This is a genomic window from Qaidamihabitans albus, from assembly GCF_016464705.1.
In the GTDB taxonomy this organism is placed as follows: Bacteria; Actinomycetota; Actinomycetes; order Mycobacteriales; family Pseudonocardiaceae; genus Qaidamihabitans; species Qaidamihabitans albus.
In genome coordinates this window covers 1-20,533 of the sequence record NZ_JAEHOB010000027.1, presented here as the reverse complement: position 1 = coordinate 20,533, position 20,533 = coordinate 1, and the positions used below count along the sequence as shown (strand labels likewise).

Annotated in this window: 18 protein-coding genes; 4 read left to right on the top strand and 14 right to left on the bottom strand. The window is 69.4% G+C overall.

All coding sequences use genetic code 11. The features are described 5' to 3' along the window. Positions 1-33 precede the first annotated feature (33 nt). From JAP66_RS30320 to JAP66_RS33105, 6 genes are read right to left on the bottom strand one after another with little or no spacing between them, the layout of a single operon-like run. Complete coding sequence (locus JAP66_RS30320; RefSeq protein ID WP_199435301.1) at positions 34-2,112, bottom strand: ABC transporter ATP-binding protein; 2,079 nt, start codon at positions 2,110-2,112, stop codon at positions 34-36. Next, entirely contained in the window at positions 2,109-2,978 is an 870-nt protein-coding gene (locus JAP66_RS30315; RefSeq protein WP_199435300.1) for an ABC transporter permease, read from the bottom strand. Before JAP66_RS30315 ends, JAP66_RS30320 begins: the two co-directional genes overlap by 4 nt. 4 nt (positions 2,979-2,982) lie before the next feature. After that, positions 2,983-3,930, bottom strand: coding sequence for an ABC transporter permease (locus JAP66_RS30310; RefSeq protein ID WP_199435299.1), 948 nt, complete (start codon positions 3,928-3,930; stop codon positions 2,983-2,985). A 7-nt stretch (positions 3,931-3,937) separates the two neighbouring features. Continuing rightward, positions 3,938-5,509 carry an ABC transporter substrate-binding protein gene (locus JAP66_RS30305; RefSeq protein ID WP_199435298.1) on the bottom strand — a complete coding sequence of 524 codons (1,572 nt, stop codon included), beginning with the start codon at positions 5,507-5,509 and terminating at the stop codon, positions 3,938-3,940. A 21-nt stretch (positions 5,510-5,530) separates the two neighbouring features. Next, a complete protein-coding gene (locus JAP66_RS30300) occupies positions 5,531-8,056 on the bottom strand; it encodes a beta-glucosidase family protein (RefSeq protein ID WP_210770799.1) in 2,526 nt (841 codons plus the stop codon). Then, a complete protein-coding gene (locus JAP66_RS33105) occupies positions 8,053-8,658 on the bottom strand; it encodes a TetR/AcrR family transcriptional regulator (RefSeq protein WP_199435296.1) in 606 nt (201 codons plus the stop codon). Before JAP66_RS33105 ends, JAP66_RS30300 begins: the two co-directional genes overlap by 4 nt. Positions 8,659-8,819: 161 nt before the next feature. On the opposite strand from JAP66_RS33105, the gene JAP66_RS30290 reads away from it, so the two are divergent. After that, positions 8,820-10,310 (top strand): sulfatase family protein, encoded by a 1,491-nt coding sequence (locus JAP66_RS30290; RefSeq protein WP_199435295.1) that lies wholly within the window; start codon positions 8,820-8,822, stop codon positions 10,308-10,310. Between the two features lie 32 nt (positions 10,311-10,342). Next, on the top strand, positions 10,343-11,287 hold the full coding sequence (locus JAP66_RS30285) for a formylglycine-generating enzyme family protein (protein WP_199435294.1): 945 nt from the start codon (positions 10,343-10,345) through the stop codon (positions 11,285-11,287). A 76-nt stretch (positions 11,288-11,363) separates the two neighbouring features. Here the strand turns inward: JAP66_RS30285 and JAP66_RS30280 are convergent, their stop codons facing one another. The 6 genes from JAP66_RS30280 to JAP66_RS30250 form a co-directional block, all read right to left on the bottom strand. Beyond that, entirely contained in the window at positions 11,364-12,746 is a 1,383-nt protein-coding gene (locus JAP66_RS30280; RefSeq protein WP_199435293.1) for a phenylacetate--CoA ligase family protein, read from the bottom strand. Positions 12,747-12,778: 32 nt separating this feature from the next. Then, positions 12,779-13,900 carry a GyrI-like domain-containing protein gene (locus JAP66_RS33100; protein ID WP_307849783.1) on the bottom strand — a complete coding sequence of 374 codons (1,122 nt, stop codon included), beginning with the start codon at positions 13,898-13,900 and terminating at the stop codon, positions 12,779-12,781. A 213-nt stretch (positions 13,901-14,113) separates the two neighbouring features. Continuing rightward, entirely contained in the window at positions 14,114-14,368 is a 255-nt protein-coding gene (locus tag JAP66_RS30265; protein WP_199435291.1) for a hypothetical protein, read from the bottom strand. A 195-nt stretch (positions 14,369-14,563) separates the two neighbouring features. Beyond that, complete coding sequence (locus tag JAP66_RS30260; protein ID WP_199435290.1) at positions 14,564-15,709, bottom strand: RNA polymerase sigma factor; 1,146 nt, start codon at positions 15,707-15,709, stop codon at positions 14,564-14,566. A 105-nt stretch (positions 15,710-15,814) separates the two neighbouring features. Then, the gene (locus JAP66_RS30255; RefSeq protein WP_199435289.1) at positions 15,815-16,222 is read right to left on the bottom strand and encodes a YciI family protein; all 408 of its coding nucleotides are present in this window, start codon (positions 16,220-16,222) and stop codon (positions 15,815-15,817) included. 114 nt (positions 16,223-16,336) lie between these two features. Continuing rightward, complete coding sequence (locus JAP66_RS30250) at positions 16,337-16,696, bottom strand: VOC family protein (protein ID WP_210770797.1); 360 nt, start codon at positions 16,694-16,696, stop codon at positions 16,337-16,339. 390 nt (positions 16,697-17,086) lie between these two features. On the opposite strand from JAP66_RS30250, the gene JAP66_RS30245 reads away from it, so the two are divergent. Next, a complete protein-coding gene (locus tag JAP66_RS30245) occupies positions 17,087-17,545 on the top strand; it encodes a hypothetical protein (RefSeq protein WP_199435288.1) in 459 nt (152 codons plus the stop codon). A 4-nt stretch (positions 17,546-17,549) separates the two neighbouring features. Next, the gene (locus tag JAP66_RS30240; protein WP_199435287.1) at positions 17,550-17,762 is read left to right on the top strand and encodes a hypothetical protein; all 213 of its coding nucleotides are present in this window, start codon (positions 17,550-17,552) and stop codon (positions 17,760-17,762) included. 257 nt (positions 17,763-18,019) lie between these two features. On the opposite strand, the gene JAP66_RS30235 is transcribed toward JAP66_RS30240, so the two are convergent. Continuing rightward, on the bottom strand, positions 18,020-18,544 hold the full coding sequence (locus JAP66_RS30235) for a DUF6228 family protein (RefSeq protein ID WP_199435286.1): 525 nt from the start codon (positions 18,542-18,544) through the stop codon (positions 18,020-18,022). Between the two features lie 258 nt (positions 18,545-18,802). Further along, a complete protein-coding gene (locus JAP66_RS30230) occupies positions 18,803-20,353 on the bottom strand; it encodes a hypothetical protein (RefSeq protein ID WP_199435285.1) in 1,551 nt (516 codons plus the stop codon). Between the last annotated feature and the right edge of the window lie 180 nt (positions 20,354-20,533).

Here is a 20,533-nt window from a genome sequence, read left to right as displayed (position 1 = left end):
AGTGTTCAGCCGCGTCAGAACCCGGTTTCTCACTCACGACAGCACCGCCATCTCACTCGCGAAGTGGCACGCGGCCAGCTGGCCGTGGGGTGTCTCGGCGAGCGGGGGCTCCTCCTCCGCGCAGATCCGCCGTTCGGGGTGGGTCAGCGGCCCGATGGGGCAGCGCGTGCGGAACCGGCAGCCCGACGGCGGGTTCTTCGGGCTGGGCAGGTCTCCGGTGAGCACGATCCGCTCTCGGTCGCGCGCCGTGGTATCGGGCGCGGGTGACGACGACATCAGCGCGACCGTGTACGGATGCTGCGGTGAGGAGTACACCGCATCGACCGGTCCGGTCTCGACGATCTTGCCCAGGTACATCACCGCGACCCGGTCCGAGAGGTGCCGTACCACGGACAGGTCGTGGGCGATGAACAGGTAGCCGAGGCCGAGGTCGTCGCGCAGCGACTCCAGCAGGTTGATGATCTGCGCCTGGATCGACACGTCCAGCGCCGACACCGGTTCGTCGCAGATCAGGACCTTCGGCTGGACGGCGAGCGCCCTGGCGATCCCGATCCGCTGCCGCTGGCCGCCCGAGAACGCGTGCGGATACCGGTCGAGGTACCCTTCGTTCAAGCCCACGCGCCGCATCAGCTCGCTCGCCTCGGCGGCGCGCGCGCCGCGCGGCACCCCGCGCATCTCCAGCGCCTCGCCGAGCGACTGCCGCACGGTGCGACGGGGGTTGAGCGAGGCGTACGGGTCCTGGAACACGTACTGCACCGTCGACCGCAGCGGCCGGGTGCCCGCGCCGGTGAACGCGTCCACGCCGTCCGGGCCGACCCGCACGGTGCCCTCCGCGGGCCGATTGATCCCGACGATCGTGCGGGCGAGCGTCGACTTGCCGCACCCCGACTCGCCGACCAGGCCCACGGTCTCGCCACCCGCGACGGAGAGGCTCACCCCGTCCACCGCGTACACCGGGTCGGGCCTGCCGAACAGGCTCCTGCGCTCCGAGGCGACGTTCACGCGCACGTTCTCCACCGACAGCAGCGACGTGCCGCCGGGGCCCGGCCGGTCGCCGCCGTCGGCGGGCGCGCGGTCGAGCGGCGGGATCGCCGCACCGCGCCCGGTGACCCAGCACGCGGCCGCCTGCCCCGTACCGCCCCGGGGCGCCAACTCGGGCACGGTGGTGCGGCACTCGTCCTCGGCCAGGCGGCAGCGCGGGTGGAACGCACACCCAGACGGCAGCGCCGCCGGATCGGGCGGTGCGCCGGGAATGGCGGGCAGTCTCCGCATGCCGTCCTCGTCCATCCGCGGCATCGCCTTGAGCAGGTCCGCCGTATAGGGGTGTTCCTGCCGGGAGAAGATCATCTCAGCGGGTCCCTGCTCGACGACCCGGCCGCCGTACATCACCACGACGTCGTCACACGTCTCCGCGACCACGCCCATGTCATGCGTGATCATCAGCACGGCGATGTCCAGCTCGTCGCGCAGCCTGCCGAGCAGTCGCAGAATCTGCGCCTGGATCGTGACGTCGAGTGCCGTGGTCGGCTCGTCGGCGATCAGCAAAGACGGCGAGCCGGCGAGCGCGATGGCTATCACGACGCGCTGCCGCATACCGCCGGAGAACTGGTACGGGTAGTCGTCGATCCGCCGCTCGGCGTCCGGGATGCCCACCTGCTGCAACAGCTCCAGCGCCCGGCGACGGGCCGTCCGCCGGTCCACCCCGTGCACGATGAGCGCCTCGGCGACCTGGTAGCCGACCGTGAGCACCGGGTTCAGCGCGGACTGCGGGTCCTGGAAGACCATCGCGATCTCGCTACCCCGCAGGGCACGCATGTTCGGTTCGGACAGTCCGAGCAGGTCCCGCCCTTCGAACAGGACCTCGCCACCGACGACCCGGCCAGGTTCGGGGACCATCCGCAGGATCGAGCGCGCGGTCACCGACTTTCCGGAGCCGGACTCCCCGACCACGCCGAGAACCTTTCCCCGCCGCACGGCCAGGCTGACGTCGTTGACCGCGCATACCGTGCCGCCCGCGGCCCGGAACTCGGTGCGCAGCCCGCGCACCTCCAACAGTGCGTTCTCCTCGTCGTGTCGCGTCTCGGGAACGATGGTCTGCGGAACGGCGTTCATCGGCGAAGCACCGCCTTGTTCAGTGCGTTGGACAGGAGAGTGAAGGCCAGCGTGAGCAACAGCAACACCAGGCCGGGGCCCATCACATAAGCGGGGTGGACCTCGAGGTAGCGGGCGCCGGTGTTGAGCATCGCGCCCAGCGAAGGGATCGGCGGTTGAATACCGAGCCCGACGATGCTCAGGCCGGCCTCGATGAAGACCGCCACCACCATGTATACGGCGGCGTTGACCACGATCGGGTCGACGATGTTCGGCAGCACGTGCCGGGTCAGCACGGTCCGGCGGCGCACGCCGAGCACCCGCGCGGCCAGCACGTACTCGCGTTCCTGCTCGACCTGCAACCCCGCCCTGGCCTGACGGCCGAACAGCGGCAACCCGATGACGAGGATGGAAACGAACAGCGCCGACCAGCCAGTCCCGAGGACCAGCACGACGCTCATGCCGAGCACGATCCCGGGGAACCCGAGGATGACGTCGAGCAGCCGCTGCATACCGGCACCGAGCCACCGCGAGATCACCCCGGCGAGCCCCATCAACGTCCCGATGACCGCGCTCGCCGGCACGGCGGTCAACAGCAGGGTCAGGTCCGTGCGCAGGCCGAAGATCGTGCGCGCGACGATGTCCCGGCCGAGCTCGTCGGTGCCCATCCAGTGCGCTCCGGACGCGCCGGCCAGTGCGTTGTCGCCCTGGTCGTCGTACCCGCCGGGGAACAGCACCGGCGCCAGCACGGCCAGCAGCACGAGCAGACCCAGCAGCCCGGCCCCGATCGCGCCCCGCGGCGTGCGCAACGCCGCGAGGTAACGCCTCACCGCGCCGCCGCTCTCACGGCGCGCCGCGCCGCTCGTCGTCTCGGTATCGGTTGTCATGGCGTCACACTCCCAACCGGACTCGCGGGTCCAGCGTGGCCATCGCGATCTCGGTGAGCAGCTGCACGACCACCGCGATCACCACGGCGCCGACGATGATCACCTGAACCACGTTGTAGTCGGCGCTCTGCACGCTCGACACCGCCAGCTGCCCGAGCCCGTTCCTCGCGAAGATCATCTCGATGACGACGGCACCGGCCAGCATCTCGCCGAAGCGGATGCCGATCGCCACGACCGCGGGGCCGAGGCTGTTCCGGACCACGTGCCGCGCGGTGATGCGCCGCCGCCCCACCCCCTTCGCGACCGCGAGGTCCACATAGTCCTGCCGCCACGCGTTGTCCATCGAGGACTGCACGAGCATGGCGATGCCGCCGGACATCGGCACCGCGAGCGCCACGGCGGGCAGGACCAGGTACTGCAGCCCGATCACCGGATCGTCCAGTACCGCCACCTCGCCGCTGATCGGGAGCACGCGGAAGGTCACGCCCAGGAGGATCACCAGCAGCAGCCCGGCGAGGAACGGTGGCATCGCCAGCATTCCCGTGCTTGTCGCGTCGGCGGTGAACCGGGACAGCCGCGAGCGTGCTGACCCGCCGAAGACGCCGACGCCGACGCCGGCCACGATCATGATGAGCGTGGCGGCGACCGTCAGCTCGACTGTACTCCCCAGCCGCGCGCCGATCAGCTCGGAAACGGGGCGGTGGAACTGATACGACTCGCCGAGGTTGCCGGTGAGCAGTCCGCCGAGCCAGTCGAAGTACTGCTCGACGAGCGGCCGGTTCAGCCCCATCTCGGCCCGGATCGCGGCGATCTGCTGCTGGGTGGCCTCGGGCCCCGCCGCGACGGCGGCGGGGTCGCCGGGCGCCAGGCGCGGCAGCAGGAACGCGATGACCGTCGTCGTCAGCAACACGAATACAACGGACGGCAAGCGTCGCAACAGGAAGCGGATCATCGAAAACTCACTTCGCGAGGTAGGCCGTCCGGAAGGTACGCCCGTAGCGGCCGATGACGACGTCCCGCACAGAGCTGGCACGGGCGTTGGTGATGGGCGTGATGGAGTAGGGGACGAAGAACGCGTCGTCGAGCACCTTCTGCGACAGCGCCCGCAACCTCGTCGCGGTCGTGCTCTCGTCCGAACTGTCGATCAGCGCCTGAGCGAGGCGCGCGTACTTCTCGTCGCTGTAGTTCTGCGAGTTGCCGGACGGGCGAAGCTCGGTCAGGGCGTCGACCATGAGCGCGGGCGGCAGCCCAGCGGTCGCGGACCAGATGAGGTACGCGGGACCGAGCTTGCCCGTGGACCGCAGCGGTTCGAAGTCGGCGATCGAGAGCTCCCGCGGTGACGGCCGCAAGCCCACATCGGACAGGTTACGCGCGATGATCTCGTAGATCCGGCGCGGGACGGGCTGGTTGTGGAGCGCGATCGTGAACTGCGCGCCCGTCGCGCCGGCCTTCTGGACCAGCTGCCGCGCCTTGTCCGGATCGTAGGTGTAGGTGTTGGCCAGCTCCGCAGGGTAGCCGGTCGCGTCCTCGCCCCATGGCAGGCTGGGCGAGCTCGCGAGACCACCCATGACCTGGTTGTTGATGCGGTCACGATCGATCGCGTAGGCGACCGCGTGGCGCAGGTCCACCTTGTCGAAGGGCGGCTGGCTGACGTCGAAGCCCATCCCGTAGAGGAGCCCGTGGTGGGCGACCAGGTCGAACGAGTCGCCGCTGGTGATCGTCTGCGTGTCCACGGTGCTCAGCCCGCCGGCGATCTGGACCCTTCCCGAACGCAACGCCGCCAGCTCCGCGGTGGAGTCCTTGATCACCGTGATCTCGACACCGTCCAGGTAGGGCAGGCCGTCCGCCCAGTAGGAGTCGTTGCGCGTCATCTTGAGCTCGGTGCCCGCCTGGTAGCTCGACCACACGAACGGGCCGGTGCCGATGACCTTCGAGCCGTCGTCGAGCCCCTGGTAGGTCTCCTTGTCGATGATCGGCGTGACGTCGAGAATGGGCCACACGATCTCCTGCAACGGCCTGGGCGAGGTGATGGTCACCTCGTGCTCACCCGTCGCCTTCACCTGCCAGCCCTCCATCGCGCCGTTGAAGGAGGCCAGCCCGTCGCCCGCCATCTCCCGCTCGAAGCTGAACACGACGTCGTCAGCCGTGAACGGCCGCCCGGAGTGGAACGTCACACCCTCACGCAGTTTCGCGGTGAACGTCTGGTTTCCCTCGGACAGCGACCATTCGGTGGCCAGCAACGGAATCCTCTTGTCGTTCTCATCGAGGATCAACAGGGTCTCGAGGACGTTGCGGCACCAGAAGATGTTGCCGGGACGGCCGGTGAAGTACGCCCCGGGCACCGGCTCCGCCGCCACCGTCGTGACCAGCGTGCCGCCGCGGACGGGCTTCGTCGCCCCGCCGCCCTGGCCGCTTTCCTCGACGGCCGAGCGGCAGCCGACCACGTTGGCCAGCCCGAGGGCCGAGAGGCCGCCGAGCAGCGTGCGGCGCGACAGAGCCGAACCGAGGGGAAATCGTCCTGTGGGGTACATCGGTGGACCACCTCACTGTGTTTACCGTTCGCGGGTCGACCCGCGTTCTGGGACAGGGTTGTTGCTCCCCCCGGATTCGGCCCGCGTGCCCGGGGACACGTCGACCGACGTCGTCTTGTGGAGCCCGGCCGACGAGAACCCGACCAGGACGTCGAAGGAACCCGGTTCCACGGCCCAACCTCCCGCCTGGGAATCCCAGTGCCAGAAGGCACGCCAAGGCAGCGAGACGTCCACATCGACCGTCTCACCGGGATAGGCGTGCACGGCCGTGAACCCGGCGAGCCAGCGGACGGGCCGCTCGATGCCCGAATCCGGGCGCGCCAGGTAGACCTGGATGACCTGCTTGCCCGTGCGGCTGCCGGTGTTGCGCACCCTGGCGGTGACGACCGTCGCGGGCTCGCGGGGGCCGTCGGCCTGCCGGACGGCCGCGGGCGGGTGCAGGTCCACCAGCTCCCACGTCGTGTAGCCGAGGCCGTGCCCGAACGGGTACGCGGGCTCGACGCCGCCGCGAAGCCACGCGCGGTAGCCGACATGAAGACCCTCCCGGTAGGACAGGCGACCGTCGACGGGCCGCGTGTCGAGCACGGGAACGTCCTCGGTGCGCCCCGGCCAGGTCATCGGCAGCCGCCCGCCCGGCTCGGCCGCGCCGGTGAGCACGTCGGCGAGCGCGGCACCGACCTCCTGGCCGGCGAACCACGTGACCAGCACCGCGGCGACGTCGTCGCGCCACGGGAGCAATACGGGTGCCCCGGCGTTGACCACGGCCAGGGTGTTCGGGTTCTCTTCCGCGACGGCCCGCACCAGGTCGTCCTGCCCGGGAGGCAGGGAGAGGTTCGCCCGGTCGAAGCCCTCGCTCTCGATCTGCGAGCTCGTGCCCACGACGACGATCGCGACATCGGCCGAGCGAGCGTCCTGCCGCGCCCTCTCCAGTTCCTCGGCGGGCGACCGGCGGGGACGCCTGGCCCGGAAGGACAGGGCGACGCCACTGGCCGGGATGCGCTGCGACAGGCGCAGCTCCAGCGGGCTTTCCGCGGTGAGCCCGATATCGAAGATCCGCACGGGTGGGGTCAGAATGTCCGCGCCCGGCCCGTCGTACGAGGGTGCGACGTCCCCGTCGTGCAGGGTGTGCCCGCCGGCCTCGAACGTGATCCGGCCCGCGCCCCGCAGGCCCAGTTGCCACACGCCGGTGACGTCCGGGTGCAGCACGGTGGCCAGCTCGACGACGGCCGCGCCCCGCGGCACGTCACTGCCGAACCGCACCAGCTCGCCGGTGTCCCGGCTCTCGGTCCGCAGTTCCTCGCCGGCATCGGTGAGCCACCGGACCCGCACGGCCCCGTCGCCCGTCCGCCCGCGCAGGCAGGCCGGGGGCACCGGGCCGGGGTCGCCGTCGAGGTAGCTGCCCGCGGCGTAGGTGACCTCGACCTCCGGCGGCAGCACGGCCCGGATGCCTTCGAGCGGGGACACCACGTGGGCGGGACGCACCTCGGCGCTGCCGCCGCCCTGGATGCGGGGATGCTCGGCCAGCTCGCCGATCACCGCGACCCGCCGCACGCGCTCCAGTGGCAGTGGCAGGACGGCACCTGCGTTGTGCAGGAGCACGGTCCCGTCGGCCGCGGCGGCACGCAGCTGTGCGCGCACGTCGCCGCCCGTGGTCACGATCGCAGGACGCCCGGCGGGCACCGACTCCAGCGCACCCACGCGGGCCGCGAGCCGCAGCAGGTTCTTGACCTTCGTGTCCAGTCTGGACTCGGCAATCGCGCCGCACTCGACGGCCTCGCGCAGCGTGTCACCCCACGGCCCGTCCGGCCCCGGCATCGCCAGGTCGAGTCCGGCCGAGGCGGCGGCGAGGGAGCGTGTCGCGCGCCAGTCCGAGACAACGACGCCGTCGAAGCCCCACCGGGCGCGCAGCGGGTCGTCGAGCAGCCGGTGCTCGGTCATGGTGGTGCCGTTGACCGCGTTGTACGCCGCCATGACCAGCAGCGGCCGCACGGCCAGGACGATTTCCTCGAACGGCGCGAGATACACCTCTCGCAGCACGCGCTCGCCGAGCCGCACATCGACGGAGAAGCGCTCGGTCTCCGAGTCGTTGGCGACGTAGTGCTTGACCGTCGCCCCCACACCGTGTTCCTGCAGGGCGCCGACGAGTGCGGCGCCGATCCCGCCGGACAGCAGCGGATCCTCGGAAAGGCACTCGAAATGCCTGCCCCCGACCGGGCTGCGGTGCAGGTTGACCGTCGGCGCGAGCACCACGTCGACGTTCTTGCGCACGGCCTCGGCCGCGAGCAGCCTGCCGGCGGCGGACGCCCCGGCGATGTCCCAGCTCGCCGCGATCGCGGTCGGACAGGGCAGGCAGGCCGACGGCTCCCCGTCGTCCCACGAGGGTCCGCGGACCCCGGCCGGGCCGTCGGAGAACGTCATCGCGCGCAGACCCACCGCGGGCTCCGCGTGGGTGTGCGAGTGCCCGGCGCCGGTCAGCAGCCGAACCTTGCGCGGAAGGTCGAGCTTGCCGACCAACACGTCGAGGTGCTCCTCCAGCTGGTCGCTCAACACGACTCCCCCTCCGAACGCCGGAACCGATCGAGATAGACGGCCAGCACCCCGGCCATGTCGAAGGACGGGTCCAGCAGCCACTGGACCTGCAACCCGTCCATGACCGCGTGCAACTCGGCGGCGAACTGCACGGGATCGAGCTCCGCAGGCAGCTTTCCGGCTGCCTGGTCGTGGCGGACACGCTCGGCCATGACCTGGCGGACGCGGACGTAGCGGCGCCGGAAGAAGTCGTGGGCCGGGTGGCCGGGTTCGATGCTTTCGGCGGACTCCACCGCGAACAGCCGCATGGACTCCGGGTTCGCCATGTTGTGACGGCACAGCGACAGCACCGCGTCCACCACCGAGGAGGTGCGGAACATCTCCTGCATGTGCTGGGTGCTGTCGGCGTCACGGTGCTCCAGAGCGGCGATCAGCAACTCTTCCTTGCTCTTGAAGTGGTGGAGCAGCCCGGGCTGCGAGATGCCCACGGCCGTTGCGATGTCGGCGAGAGCCACACCCCGGAAGCCGCCGTTGCCGAACATCTCCGTGGCGACGGTGAGGATCTGCTCCCGCCGCTCTCCGGGTGGTCGGCGGTTACGCACCGACGGCGCTTCTGTCACGCGCTCCTCCTTGCCGCTCCGTGTGATCGCGGTTACCTTACCAAGTACTCGGTAAGGTACAAGAGTGAGATGAGGACCTCATGGGCCGGAACCAGGTGCGCGCGACCGGAGCCGAAGGTGAATCGGCTGGTCAGTCCACCGAGAAGGGCGAGGAGATAACGATGAGGCATCGGCCGAACTTTCTGATCGTCGTGGCCGACCAGCTCCGGGCGGACGCGCTCGGCGCGTTCGGCAACGCGCTCGCCCGCACCCCGCACCTCGATCGGCTCGCGGCGGAGGGCACGGCGTTCACCAACGCCTTCGCCCAGCACCCCGTGTGCGCGCCAAGCCGGGCGTCGTTCCTGTCCGGCTGGTATCCGCACACGGCGGGACACCGCTCCTTCGGCACTCCCCTGCGCGCGGAGGAACCCAACTTCCTGCGCGCGTTCCGCGAGAACGGCTACCACGTGACGTGGACCGGCGAACGCGGTGACACGTTCGGCCCCGGCGCCACCGAGCTGGCCGTGGACGAGCACGGCTTCTCCGTGCGGCCCACGAGTGGCCGCTGGGCGGAGGGCCACCCAACGACCGAGCGACCGGAACTGCCCGGCGCAAGTGACGACGCATGGGGTCGGCTGTTCTACCGGGGACGGGTCCTCGACCGGGACTACATCGACTTCGACGAGGCCGCCGTCCGCACGGCCGAGCAGTGGCTCGCCGAGCCGCCCGAGCAGCCCTGGGTCCTGTTCGCCCCCCTCGTCGCGCCGCACTGCCCGTTCCAGGCCCCCGAGCCGTGGTTCTCCCTGCACGACCGGGACGCGCAGCCCGAGCCCGTGTCCGGCAGCGGGCCCGAACCCGCCTACCTGCAAGGAATCCGGGACTACTACGGCACCGACCGGGTGACCCCGGAAATGTGGCAGGAGGTCGCAGCCACCTACCACGGCATGGTGTCGCGGCTGGACCACCACGTCGGGCGGCTGCTCGCCGCGGTACGCCAGGCGGGTGCCGCCGACGACACCGTGACCGTGGTCCTCTCCGACCACGGCGAGTACCTCGGCGACTTCGGCGTGATCGAGAAGTGGCCGTCCGGGCTGCACAGCTGCCTCACGCGCGACCCGGTGATCCTCAGCGGAGGAGGCCTGCCCGCGGCCGGGACGATCGACGCCATGGTGGAGCTGATCGACGTGTTCCCCACCCTGCTCGACGTCGCCGGGATCGAGCCCGGCCACCAGCACTTCGGCCGGAGCCTGCTGCCCGTACTGCGAGACCCGGGCGCCGGGCATCGCGAGTACGTGTTCAGCGAGGGTGGCTTCCTCGCGGAGGAGGAGCCGAAGCTCGAGCGCTCGCCGTTCCCCTACGACCTCAAGTCCGCACTGCAGCACGACCGGCCGGCCGCCGTCGGCAAGGCGTTCGCGGTGCGGGACCACCGCTGGACCTACGTCTGGCGGCTGTACGAGCCCGCCGAGGTCTACGACCGGGCCGCCGACCCCGACGAGGCGCACAATCTCGCCGGCAACCCGGAGGCGTCCGACGTCGAGGCCAGGATGTCCCAGGTGCTGCTCCGCTGGCTCGCCGAGACCGCCGACATCCTGCCCGAGCGGGCAGACTCACGGTTGCCGAAGGTCGCTCGTCCCGCACCGGGAGAGTCGGTGCGGCCCCGGCGGGTCGGCTGATCATCCGTATCCGGCAACCGAAGGGAATTCACATGAAGGCGGCCCGCTGCTGCGCCCCTCCCCGCGGCGAGGTCACGGCGAACCAGCCACGCCCGGCAGTCGCTCCGGCCGCGCGGGAGCGCCAGGATCCGGCGCTGGCGCCGATTCCCGGTACCGAGTTCCTCATGGGCACCGACAACCCCGACGCGTTCGCCACCGACGGTGAAGGCCCGGTCCGCACGGTGCGGGTGGATCCCTTCCGGCTGTCACCCCACACGGTGACCAACGCCGAGTTCGCCGCGTTCGTCACCGCGACCGGCTACCGCACCGACGCCGAGCGGTTCGGATGGTCGTACGTCTTCGCCGGCTTCCTGCCCGCCGAACTGCGGCGCGTCTCCCCGCGGCCGGAGGGCACACCGTGGTGGTGTGGCGTCCGAGGTGCGTTCTGGGCCGCACCGGAGGGGCCGGGAAGTACCTGTCAGGACCGCGAGAACCACCCGGTGGTCCACGTGTCCTGGCACGACGCGAACGCCTTCTGTCAGTGGGCGGACACCCGGCTACCGACCGAGGCGGAGTGGGAGTTCGCCGCCAGGGGCGGCCTGGAACAACGGATCTACCCGTGGGGTGACGAGCTCAGCCCGGCCGGCGAGCACCGCTGCAACATCTGGCAGGGCCGGTTCCCGGTGCGGAACACCGCCGAGGACGGCTACCGCGGCACGGCGCCGGTGGATGCCTACCCGCCCAACGGGTACGGGTTGCACAACATGGCAGGCAACGTCTGGGAGTGGTGCGCCGACCGGTGGAGCACCGAACACTCGGCGGTGTATCCCCGTGGGCCGGAGCCGGGCACCGAACCGGACGACCTCCGCGTCGTGCGTGGCGGCTCCTACCTGTGCCACCACAGTTACTGCAACCGGTACCGGGTGGCCGCGCGAACCGGCAACACTGCGGACAGCACCAGCGGCAACACCGGATTCCGCGTCGCCAAGGACGGCTGACGCGTTCGCGGCTCACCTGGCCTGGGAGCCGGCCTCCCGGTACACCCGCCGACGTCGTCGCGGTGACGGCAGTCGGCTATCCGGCGAGTTCGGAGTACACCGGGCGGAACTTCCCGCCGGCCGACCGGCTCGGTGGTTCGCCGTCCCTGGTCACCTCGACGTCACGGACGCCGTGCTCGGCGAGCAGGTCGGTGATGGCGCCGCGCACCGCCGACCAGACCTGTCCGTCGTCGCGGTCGCCGGACGGTTCCAGCCGGACCCGCAGCCGGGTGGGCTGGTCCTGCACGATCTGGAACCGGGACACGCCCGGCGTGCGGTCCACCAGAGTACCCAGCGCCAGCGGGGGCAGCCGCACCTCGCGGCCGTTCTCGGCGGTGAAGACCAGCACGTCGGAGGTCCGGCCCTGCACCTGGATCGCGGGTAGCGGGCTGCCACAGGGGCAGGGGTCCGGCCGTACCGTGATGCTGTCGCCGAGGTCGTAGCGAATGATCGGCTGCACCCGGTTGGCCAGGTTGGTCAACAGCACGGTGTGTGACCGCTCCCCCGGCGGCACCGGACGGAACTTCGCGTCGACCGGCTCCAGGATCACCCAGTCCGCGTTCACGTGCAGCCAGTTCTCCCCGCAGCCGTTCGCCAGGCCCATGAACTCCGCGCACGCGTACTGGTTGCGAACCTTCGCCCCGAACGCCTCGGCGATCCTCGGATACTCCTCGGGTGGCAGGCCCTCCGCCGCGGTGATCACCAGTACCGGTGCGATGTTCAGCCGACCGGCCTCGCGTTCCCGCGCGGCCAGTGCGATCGCGCTCGCGTAACCGTTGAGGATGCCGGGCCGGAACTCGTTGAGCTCGGCCACGATCCGCTCCAGCGGGTGGTGTATCGAGATGATCCGGATCTTGCGCCGCCGGGACGGGCGCTGCAGCATCAGTCGCCGCGCGGTCGCGTAACCGGCGAAGTGGCCGCCGGTGGCCCACAACGCCGCCGTGCGCCCACCGTTGCTGACCATGCCCCAGTAGTCGTGCCTGCCGCGCAGGAACTGGCCGGTGGCACGGCCAACCGTGATCGCGGAAAGCACGTTGAACATCCGGTCGTCCTGGATGAAGACGCCGCGTTCGCCGCTGGTGCCCGAGGTGGTGACGACCAGGTAGGACCCGAGGAACGGCGTGCCGGCGTTTTCGTCGTCCTCGATGAACTCCCGCACCGCGTCCAGGGTGATCGCGCGGTCGGTCACCCAGTCGCCGAACCGGTCCATCAGCTCGGCCTTGGTGGTGATCGGCAGCGTGGTCGTGTCGGTGACACGCTCCGGTAACGCATGATAGAGCTCGCGGTAGTACGGCGAGTTGGCCCTGGCATGGGCGACCAGCTCGGCCAGCCGGCTCCGCTGACGGGCGGCGATCTCCTCGATGCCACCACGCCGAACGCGTTTCAGGTCACGCAGAACCGTCCACAGGCTCTCTGCCATCGCTGCTCCCCACAGTCGGGTACGTCGGCTCGCTACCTGGTCTTGACCGGCTGCCTCAGGATCGTCTTGAGCTTGGCGGGTGGGGTACGACGTGCGTCGCTGAGGTAGATCTCGTGGTGGTCACCGTTGAAGGTGAGGCCGTTCTCGGGCAGGTAGCGGTTGTGGAGGCGATCCAGGATAGGAGTTTCGTCGTCGTAGGAGCCGATGTGCAAGATCTGGACGCAGGTCCCTTCGACGAGGGTGAGCAGCCTGATGTCTCCGAGCGCGGGGATGGCCTTCTTCTTCGAGACGTTGTCGACTGCGCCCTGAACCATGTCTTCGGTGATCCAGGCCGGCTGGCTGATCATCATGGTCCACTCCCACATCTCCTTGCGTCGCGTGACGAACACGGTGGGATCGTCCGCCCGCCACAATCCCTCCAGCGGGCCGACCACGAAGTCTCGGCCGAGGGTTCTCTTGCTGGCGAACTTCAGCGCGTACGCCACCCCGTACAGGGCTTCGATCGCGTTCGCATACGCAGGCGAGGTGTTCGGATCACCTCGGCCATCGACTGCGATGTACCGGAACTCGGGCACGTCGACGACGGTGAACGCCCGCGACGGCGGAGAGTAGAGCTCCTTGTGAGTCTTCTTGACGTCGTACTTCTCCACTGCGGTCTCCTTGGTCAGTGTGCCCAGTGTGGTTTCGGTCCAGCCGAAATCAGCCTTGAGCATGGCCTCGCTGTAGTCGAAGATCGCCGAGGCGGCTGGAGGCAACGGTTCCTGCCTGGAACGTGCTGTCCGGACCTCCGCGAGCTGTTTCCGCAGCGCGTCCAGGCGCCGGGTCAGTCCGGTCACCACGTCCGCATCCGGCAAGCCTGGACTGTTGGCCATCGCGATCAGTACCCGCGCCCGCATCGGTGTCAGCGTTGTCAGCGCCTCCCGCGTGGCGGCAGCACACAGTTCGCGACCCGACGCCGTGACACGGAAGGTGGCGCGCGACTTTCCGGACGACGGAGCGCCGGTCGCTTCGATCAAGCCACGCCTGGCCAGCTTGTCGAGCAGGTAGTAGATGGAGGAGAAGCCGAGCGCCGTCCATGCGCGTACTCCCCGCTCCTCGATGACCTTTTCCAGGTCGTACCCGTGGCGAGGCTGTTCGACGAGCAGCCCGAGCACCGTCAGCTCGCCGTCGGTCAGAGCTGAAGACATGCCATACTCTAGCGCTAGAATAGNTCGATGACCTTTTCCAGGTCGTACCCGTGGCGAGGCTGTTCGACGAGCAGCCCGAGCACCGTCAGCTCGCCGTCGGTCAGAGCTGAAGACATGCCATACTCTAGCGCTAGAATAGCTGGTCACCTCTCGTGAGTGCGCACACGAGTTAGAACACTGTTACGCACTCACGACCCGACATGGACGGATCGAGGCGATCGCCGCTGCTCCGAGTGGCAGCGCGGGAGACACGAAGTACGGGGTGAGGAACATGGCAAGGAACAGGCCCCAAGCCGCCATCACCAGCGCCGTCACAGCCGTGAGAATGCCGACTGCCCTACCGGTCACATCCGCGATGACCGCCGCGAGACCTGCCAGGACAGGCCCGATCAGGCGGTAGGGAACGATCTCGCTGTCCGCCCGTGCGGCGGGCATCGTCGCGATTGCGCTCCCGATAGTGCCGGCAAAAGCCAGCCACCGCAGGACCCTGCCGACAAGCGGTGCGGGAGTCGGCCGGCCACGCAGATGGACGAACGCTCCCCCGGCGGGACGGTCGGGTGGAGCCGTCCGGACCTGGCAACGGGGTGAGCAGGCCCTCCCTAGCGGGTCGGTGAATGCCTGCGTCGCCGCTCAACCGCGCAGCTGCGCGTTGAGCCGTGCGGCCTGACGGGTGAGGTGCTCGCATTCGGCAAGGTTGGGCGCTGATCGGGCAGCTTCGGCGTAGAGCCGCGCTGCGGTCACCAGGTCACCGTCACGCTCGTGCAGGTACGCCGCAACGGCGGTGTGGCGGGGCAGTGCGGGGTCGAGCCCAGCCAGGGCGGCCAGGCCTGCCCGCGGGCCGTCGGCCTCGCCGACCGCGACGGCCCGGTTGAGGCGGGCCACCGGACTGTCGGTGAGGCGCACCAGCTCGTCGTACCACTCGACGATCTGCACCCAGTCGGTTTCCTCGGCTGTCGCAGCGTCGGCGTGGAGCGCGGCGATGGCGGCCTGGGCCTGGAACTCGCCAAGGCGGTCGCGGGCAAGGGCCGTCTGGAGCACGTCGACGCCCTCGGCGATCAGGCGGGTGTTCCACAGGCCGCGGTCCTGCTCGGCGAGAGGCACGAGCCTGCCGCCGGGACCAATCCGTGCCGGGCGCCGGGCATGGTGGAGCAGCATGAGCGCGAGCAGGCCCGCGACCTCCTCATGGTGGGTCTTGACCGCCAGCTGGCGAGTGAGCCGAATCGCCTCGGCGGCGAGGTCGACGTCGCCGGAGTAGCCCTCGTTGAAGACCAGGTAGAGCACGCGCAGCACCGTGGCGACGTCCCCGGCCTGGTTGAACCGGACACCTGAGATGGTCCGCTTGGCCCTGCTGATCCGCTGGGCCATGGTCGCCTCCGGCACCAGGTAGGCCTGCGCGATCTGCCGCGTGGTCAGGCCACCGACCGCGCGCAGCGTGAGCGCGACGGCCGAAGCCGGTGTCAGGGACGGGTGCGCGCACAGGAAGTACAGCTGGAGCGTGTCGTCCACCCCCACGCCCTGGCCGGGCAGGGGCTCGTCCTCGACGCGTACCTCGCGCTGCCGCCGGGAGGTATCGGCGCGGGCGGCGTCGAGGAACTTTCGCCAGGCCACGGTGACCAGCCAGCCCTTGGGGTCGCGCGGTGCGCCGTGCGGCCACACGCGCACCGCCTCGACCAGGGCGTCCTGCACGGCATCCTCGGCCGCCGCGAAGTCAGCCCCGCGACGGACGAGGATGCCGATCACGGTGGGGATGAGGGTCCGCAGGAGAACCTCGTCCACCGAAGACCTGCTTGCAGGGTCGAGCATGGACGCCGAAGACCTGCTTGCAGGGTCGAGCATGAACCCCGAAGACCTGCTTGCAGGGTCGAGCATGGGCATCGTGCGTCACTCCGTGATGGTCGGAGATTCGCCGTAGAACGGGCGTAGCTCCAGCCACTCGTGGATCGGCTTGCCACCCGCACCCGGAGCCGCGGACAACTCGCCGGCCAGCTCGAGCGCCCGCTCATAGGTCTCGACGTCGATCACCATCCAGCCGGCGATCAGGTCCTTGGTCTCCGCGAACGGGCCGTCGGTGACGGGCGGCCGACCCTCGCCGTCGTAGCGGACGAACGTGCCCTCCGCGGAGAGCGCCTGACTGTCCACGAACTCGCCGGTGCCCTCGAGCCGAGCGGCGAAGTCCCGCATGTACTGCACGTGGGCCGAGACCTCCTCCGGCGTCCACTGGTCCATCGGCACGTCGTTCACCGATGCCGGCGCGCCCCGGTAGTGCTTGAGCAGCAGGTACTTGGCCATCATGTTCTCCTTGGTGAGGTACGGCCCATTATGGCGGTGTTCGCTGCGGGGACGGAGCCGCGCGCGGGTTCTCGACATCCCGCCGCGAAATTCCCTGGCGAGGCCCGAGCGAGGTCACGATCTCGAAGCGTCGGGCGGTTCGGCGAACGCGATCGCGTTCCCGTCCGGATCAGGGACGTTCACGTGGCGGACACCGTTCGAGTAGGTCTCGATCGGTTCGTGGTCGATGCGCTGGGCAACGAGGCGGTCGAGGAGTGCGTCGAGTCCAGCGACAGCGAAGGTAATCCGGCCTGTACCCGCTCGCGTCGCGCTCGGCTCGATGAAGAGCGTGGCATGCTCATCGATGTCCCAGAGAATCTCATCCCCGGCGCGCATGTCGGGGGCCCGTCCGAAGAACCGCGTGTACCAGTCGATGCCGGCGTCGAGATCGGATACCGGTACGCCGGCGATGAGGTGGGTGATCGCGCCGTGCATGTAATTCATCTCCTTCTTGAGCTGGCTGTCGTGGACGATATAGACGGGCGCGTGGGACGGAACTCATCGCGTGCCTGAGCGCAGGCGCGACTGTCGTCGCGGTACAGCGCCGGCCGGCCGAAGAGGTCTCGTCCGGCGCCGGTGGTGGGTGGGTCCTGACACCGCCGCCTGCCGGCGCGTTCGTTGACCGTTGGGCAAGTGGAGTCTCAGAGCGGCGATGGCAGCGTGTGCCTGCTCCGGTTCGGCGCCTTCGGCGATCGCGGACACGTCGACCAACGCTTCTCCGGTCACCGCTCGTACGAACACGGGCTGGCGACCTTGCTGTTCCCGGCGTGCTGGCCACGAATCCCGCGCCAATCCGACGGGTTCCGAAAAGTTCGAAGGAGAGTCATGACGAATCATCGGATCACGGCCCGCCGACCCGAGCGGGCCGAACCGCCGGCGGTCGCCGAGCCCTACACCGCGGCCAACCTGCACGACCCCGTCCTGAGCTGGGTGATCGATGACGAGGACGCGCGGCAGCGGCTCACCATCGGCACCTGGCCGGAGACGATGGTGGCCCACCTGGAAAGCATTCTCCACTCCGGGGAGCTGCTGATCGCCGAGGACGAGCCGGGAGCGGTCGCCGGGATCTCGATCGGGAGTGGATCGACCACCGCAAGGAACCGGCACGCCGGGCCTGCAAGCCCGGAGGGCGCCCAGTTCATCGAGCACGCCTACGGCGAGTATGCCGACCGGATGGAACTGCTGATCGAGCTCACCGGACAGCGACACCCGAAGGCCGGCGCGTACTGGTACCTGCTGAACATCGTGGTCGGCTCGGACCGGCGCCGGGCAGGGCATCGGTGACGCCATGCTTCGCGAGCAGCTGAGGCGGCTGCCGGCCTACCTGGAGGCCAGCTCGCCACGGGACCGGAGGCTGTACGAGCGCGTCGGGTTCACTGACCTCGGCGACCCGATCGAGCCGCCTGACGGACCACGGCTGCAACCGATGTGGCGTCCCGCGACCGCTGGGATGGACCGGCCCGAACCGTCGGGCTGGAACACTCCGGGCGGTGGGCGGTGACTGGCAGCGGCTCCAACCGGAGCCGACGACGTGGAGCCAGCTCCAGCTCCGCGTGCAAGGGCCATCTCGCTGAACCGGCCGAGATGGTCCGAACAACTGCTCATGCCTGGTTCGGCTTTACCTCCAGCCTCGCCGGAGAAAACGACCGGCGGCGGTGACAAACCAGTGGGGCGAGAACAGCAGCAGGTCGGCCGTCTCGGCAGCATCGCTGCTACCGAGATCCAGTCGACATGGCGCACTTCGGCCCGGGCCGTTGGTCAGCTGAACTCGTTGTCGCTCTCGTGGTAGTCGACAGGGAATCCTTCTGCAGTCATGAAGTCGCCGAGCTGGGTGACCAGATCATCCTTCGCCGCACCGGCCTCCAGCCATGTGGCGACCGCGACCTCCCAACCACCATAGGCAGAACGCCATGGCCGCAGCGTCCACGTCAGCGCAACATGCCCGCTGGACTCGTACCTCGCGCTGACCTTCAGGTCGCGATCAGCGTTGACCCAGCGTTGTTCACCCCGCCAACCGCGAGAGTCGAGGCCGTCAATGAAACGAACGAGACCTCGCCCCACCACGAAGTTGGTGACGCCCTCCAGCCGGACGTCCAGCCCGGGTGCCTGCGCGCCGACAGCAAAGAACATCCTGCGGTCGTTGGGCTCCACTGCCGCATGCCGTTCCGCGAAACGCACCGACACCGAGGGGGTGTCCTCGCACCGGAGCACGACCTCCATGTCGTCCAGACAGGCCATCTCGACCTCGGGGAGTAACCAGCCGTGCGGACACCTCGTGATCACATCGCACACGGTACTCGCAGTCACCACGTGGCCGACCCCACAGCAGCGTGCACGATGAGCAGATGTGCCTGGCAGATCAACGTCAATCGCAGCTGAACCATCAGCTACCGGAACGGGCGACGAACGACCCAGCGGCCCCGAATCCGCTCGTGAAGCGAGGTCAGGCGGTCGCGGTAGTTCTCGACGGTGAAGTCCGGGACGAAAAGGTGACCTTACGCAGGAAACGGACTACCGCGCCGACGTCGACGAACTCCATCTTCAACTCGACGGGCCCTCAGGTCGGCGACCTCCGGCCCGGCGCCAGGACACGATGATCTCGCCGGTGGGCGGCCATCCGGTGACGGCTGGTGACCAGGTCGAAGGTGCCATCAACGAACGGCAACGGCGGCCGGTCCTTGTCGGCGACCACGACGACGCCCTTGCCACGCAGGTTCTCCTGCTCCCGCTTGATGCTCGGCGGACGCCCATCAGTTCTGGTAAGCCCGAATGCCCGCAAACCGATGCGCAACGAAGCCGCACTCTTCTGCCGATGAGCGGGGATACCGCGGATGGCTCGAGGCTGCGGCCCGGAGCCAAGGCGCGTGTTCGTACTACTCGAACCACTGCTCGCACAGTTTGCACCGTGCTGGGGCCGAAGACGCAGGCATCAACGGTGCCCTCGTCGTCGATGAACCAGCCGAGGCGGACTGGTCCGAGCCGGGTCTCCAGCAGGACGCTGCCCTCATCGTCGACGGGAGCGGTGGTGACGACCGCGATCGCGGCCTTTCCGAGGGCAGTCGATAAGTCACCACGCAGCTTTCGCGTGAAGTGCTTCGCGAAGTCTTGCCAGTCGGGCAGGTCGAACGAGGTCGACCACTCGACGGCATCGGCAGCCAAGGCCGGTTCGCTCCGCCCTTCCAGCGCCTTGGCGAGCCGCTTCCGCGCCCTGGCGTGCTTCTTTGCTCGATCCTCCATGGCCCGCTTCGCCAGCGAGGTGACCCACGGCATCTCCATCGTCCCCGCGGACGCGGCGACGTGCTGGTCGATCGTGGGAAGGACCGGGTTCGGGGACAGCGTCCGGAACGCGTGCTCGCCCAGGATCGTTCGAAGCTCGGTTTGCCATGCGGGGATCCCGTGCTCGAACGGCTGCCACGGTTCCTCGGTCGTTCGGACCAATATCCCGCCGGTCGGCAGAGTCCGTGCACCACTGGCGACGTCGAGCTCCGATCCGGCGGTCAGGAACGCCGGCCCGAAGTAGTTCAACCAGAACACCCCGGGCAGTCCGACGTCGATGCTTCCGGTAAGCCCCCGGGGCCTCCAGGAGTCGGCCACGACATAGCCGTAGGCCGCGTCCATGGCGATCGCCAGCTCCTCGAACAGCGCGGCGACCTCCTCCACGGCTGCCGGCTCGCTCATCGTCACGGGCAGCCAGTGCTGAGCAACCCCGTGACCGGTGAGGGAGTACCTGTACTCGCCCGCTTCCGGCATGCCGATCCAGCCGCCACGCCCACCGAGAAGGTCGATCTCTCCGCTCTCGAAGTCGGCATACTGCCCATCGCGCCGCACCGTCAGCCACTCGATGGGCAGCCCCTGCCGGGCGAACAGGGCCTCCATCGTCGGCTCGACCTTGATCCGAGCAGGGTCGCCACCCACCTTCACGGGACGCAACCACGGATGGGCATCGAACGCCCGCGCGACCGCCAGAGCGCGGTCCTCGCTCATATCCGCAAACGACCGCAGCACCAGGTAGAGATCATCCACCGTCGAAGGCTCCCAGACCCCTTTCGCGTTCAGCACTCCCACAGCTCGTACCACGAAGTACGCTGCCATGACGACAGCCGAAAGTGCCGATTCCGATCCATGAAGACAGCGGCTCAGGAGCGTCGACGCCGGTCGAATCGTGACCCGTCCGTTCCGCCCGGAGCCAGAGGGTCGGTATTCAGCCGGAAACGACACCGTGCATCCGGTACGAGCCGCTTCTCATCGGCACGTCCAAACGGCGGACGGCGG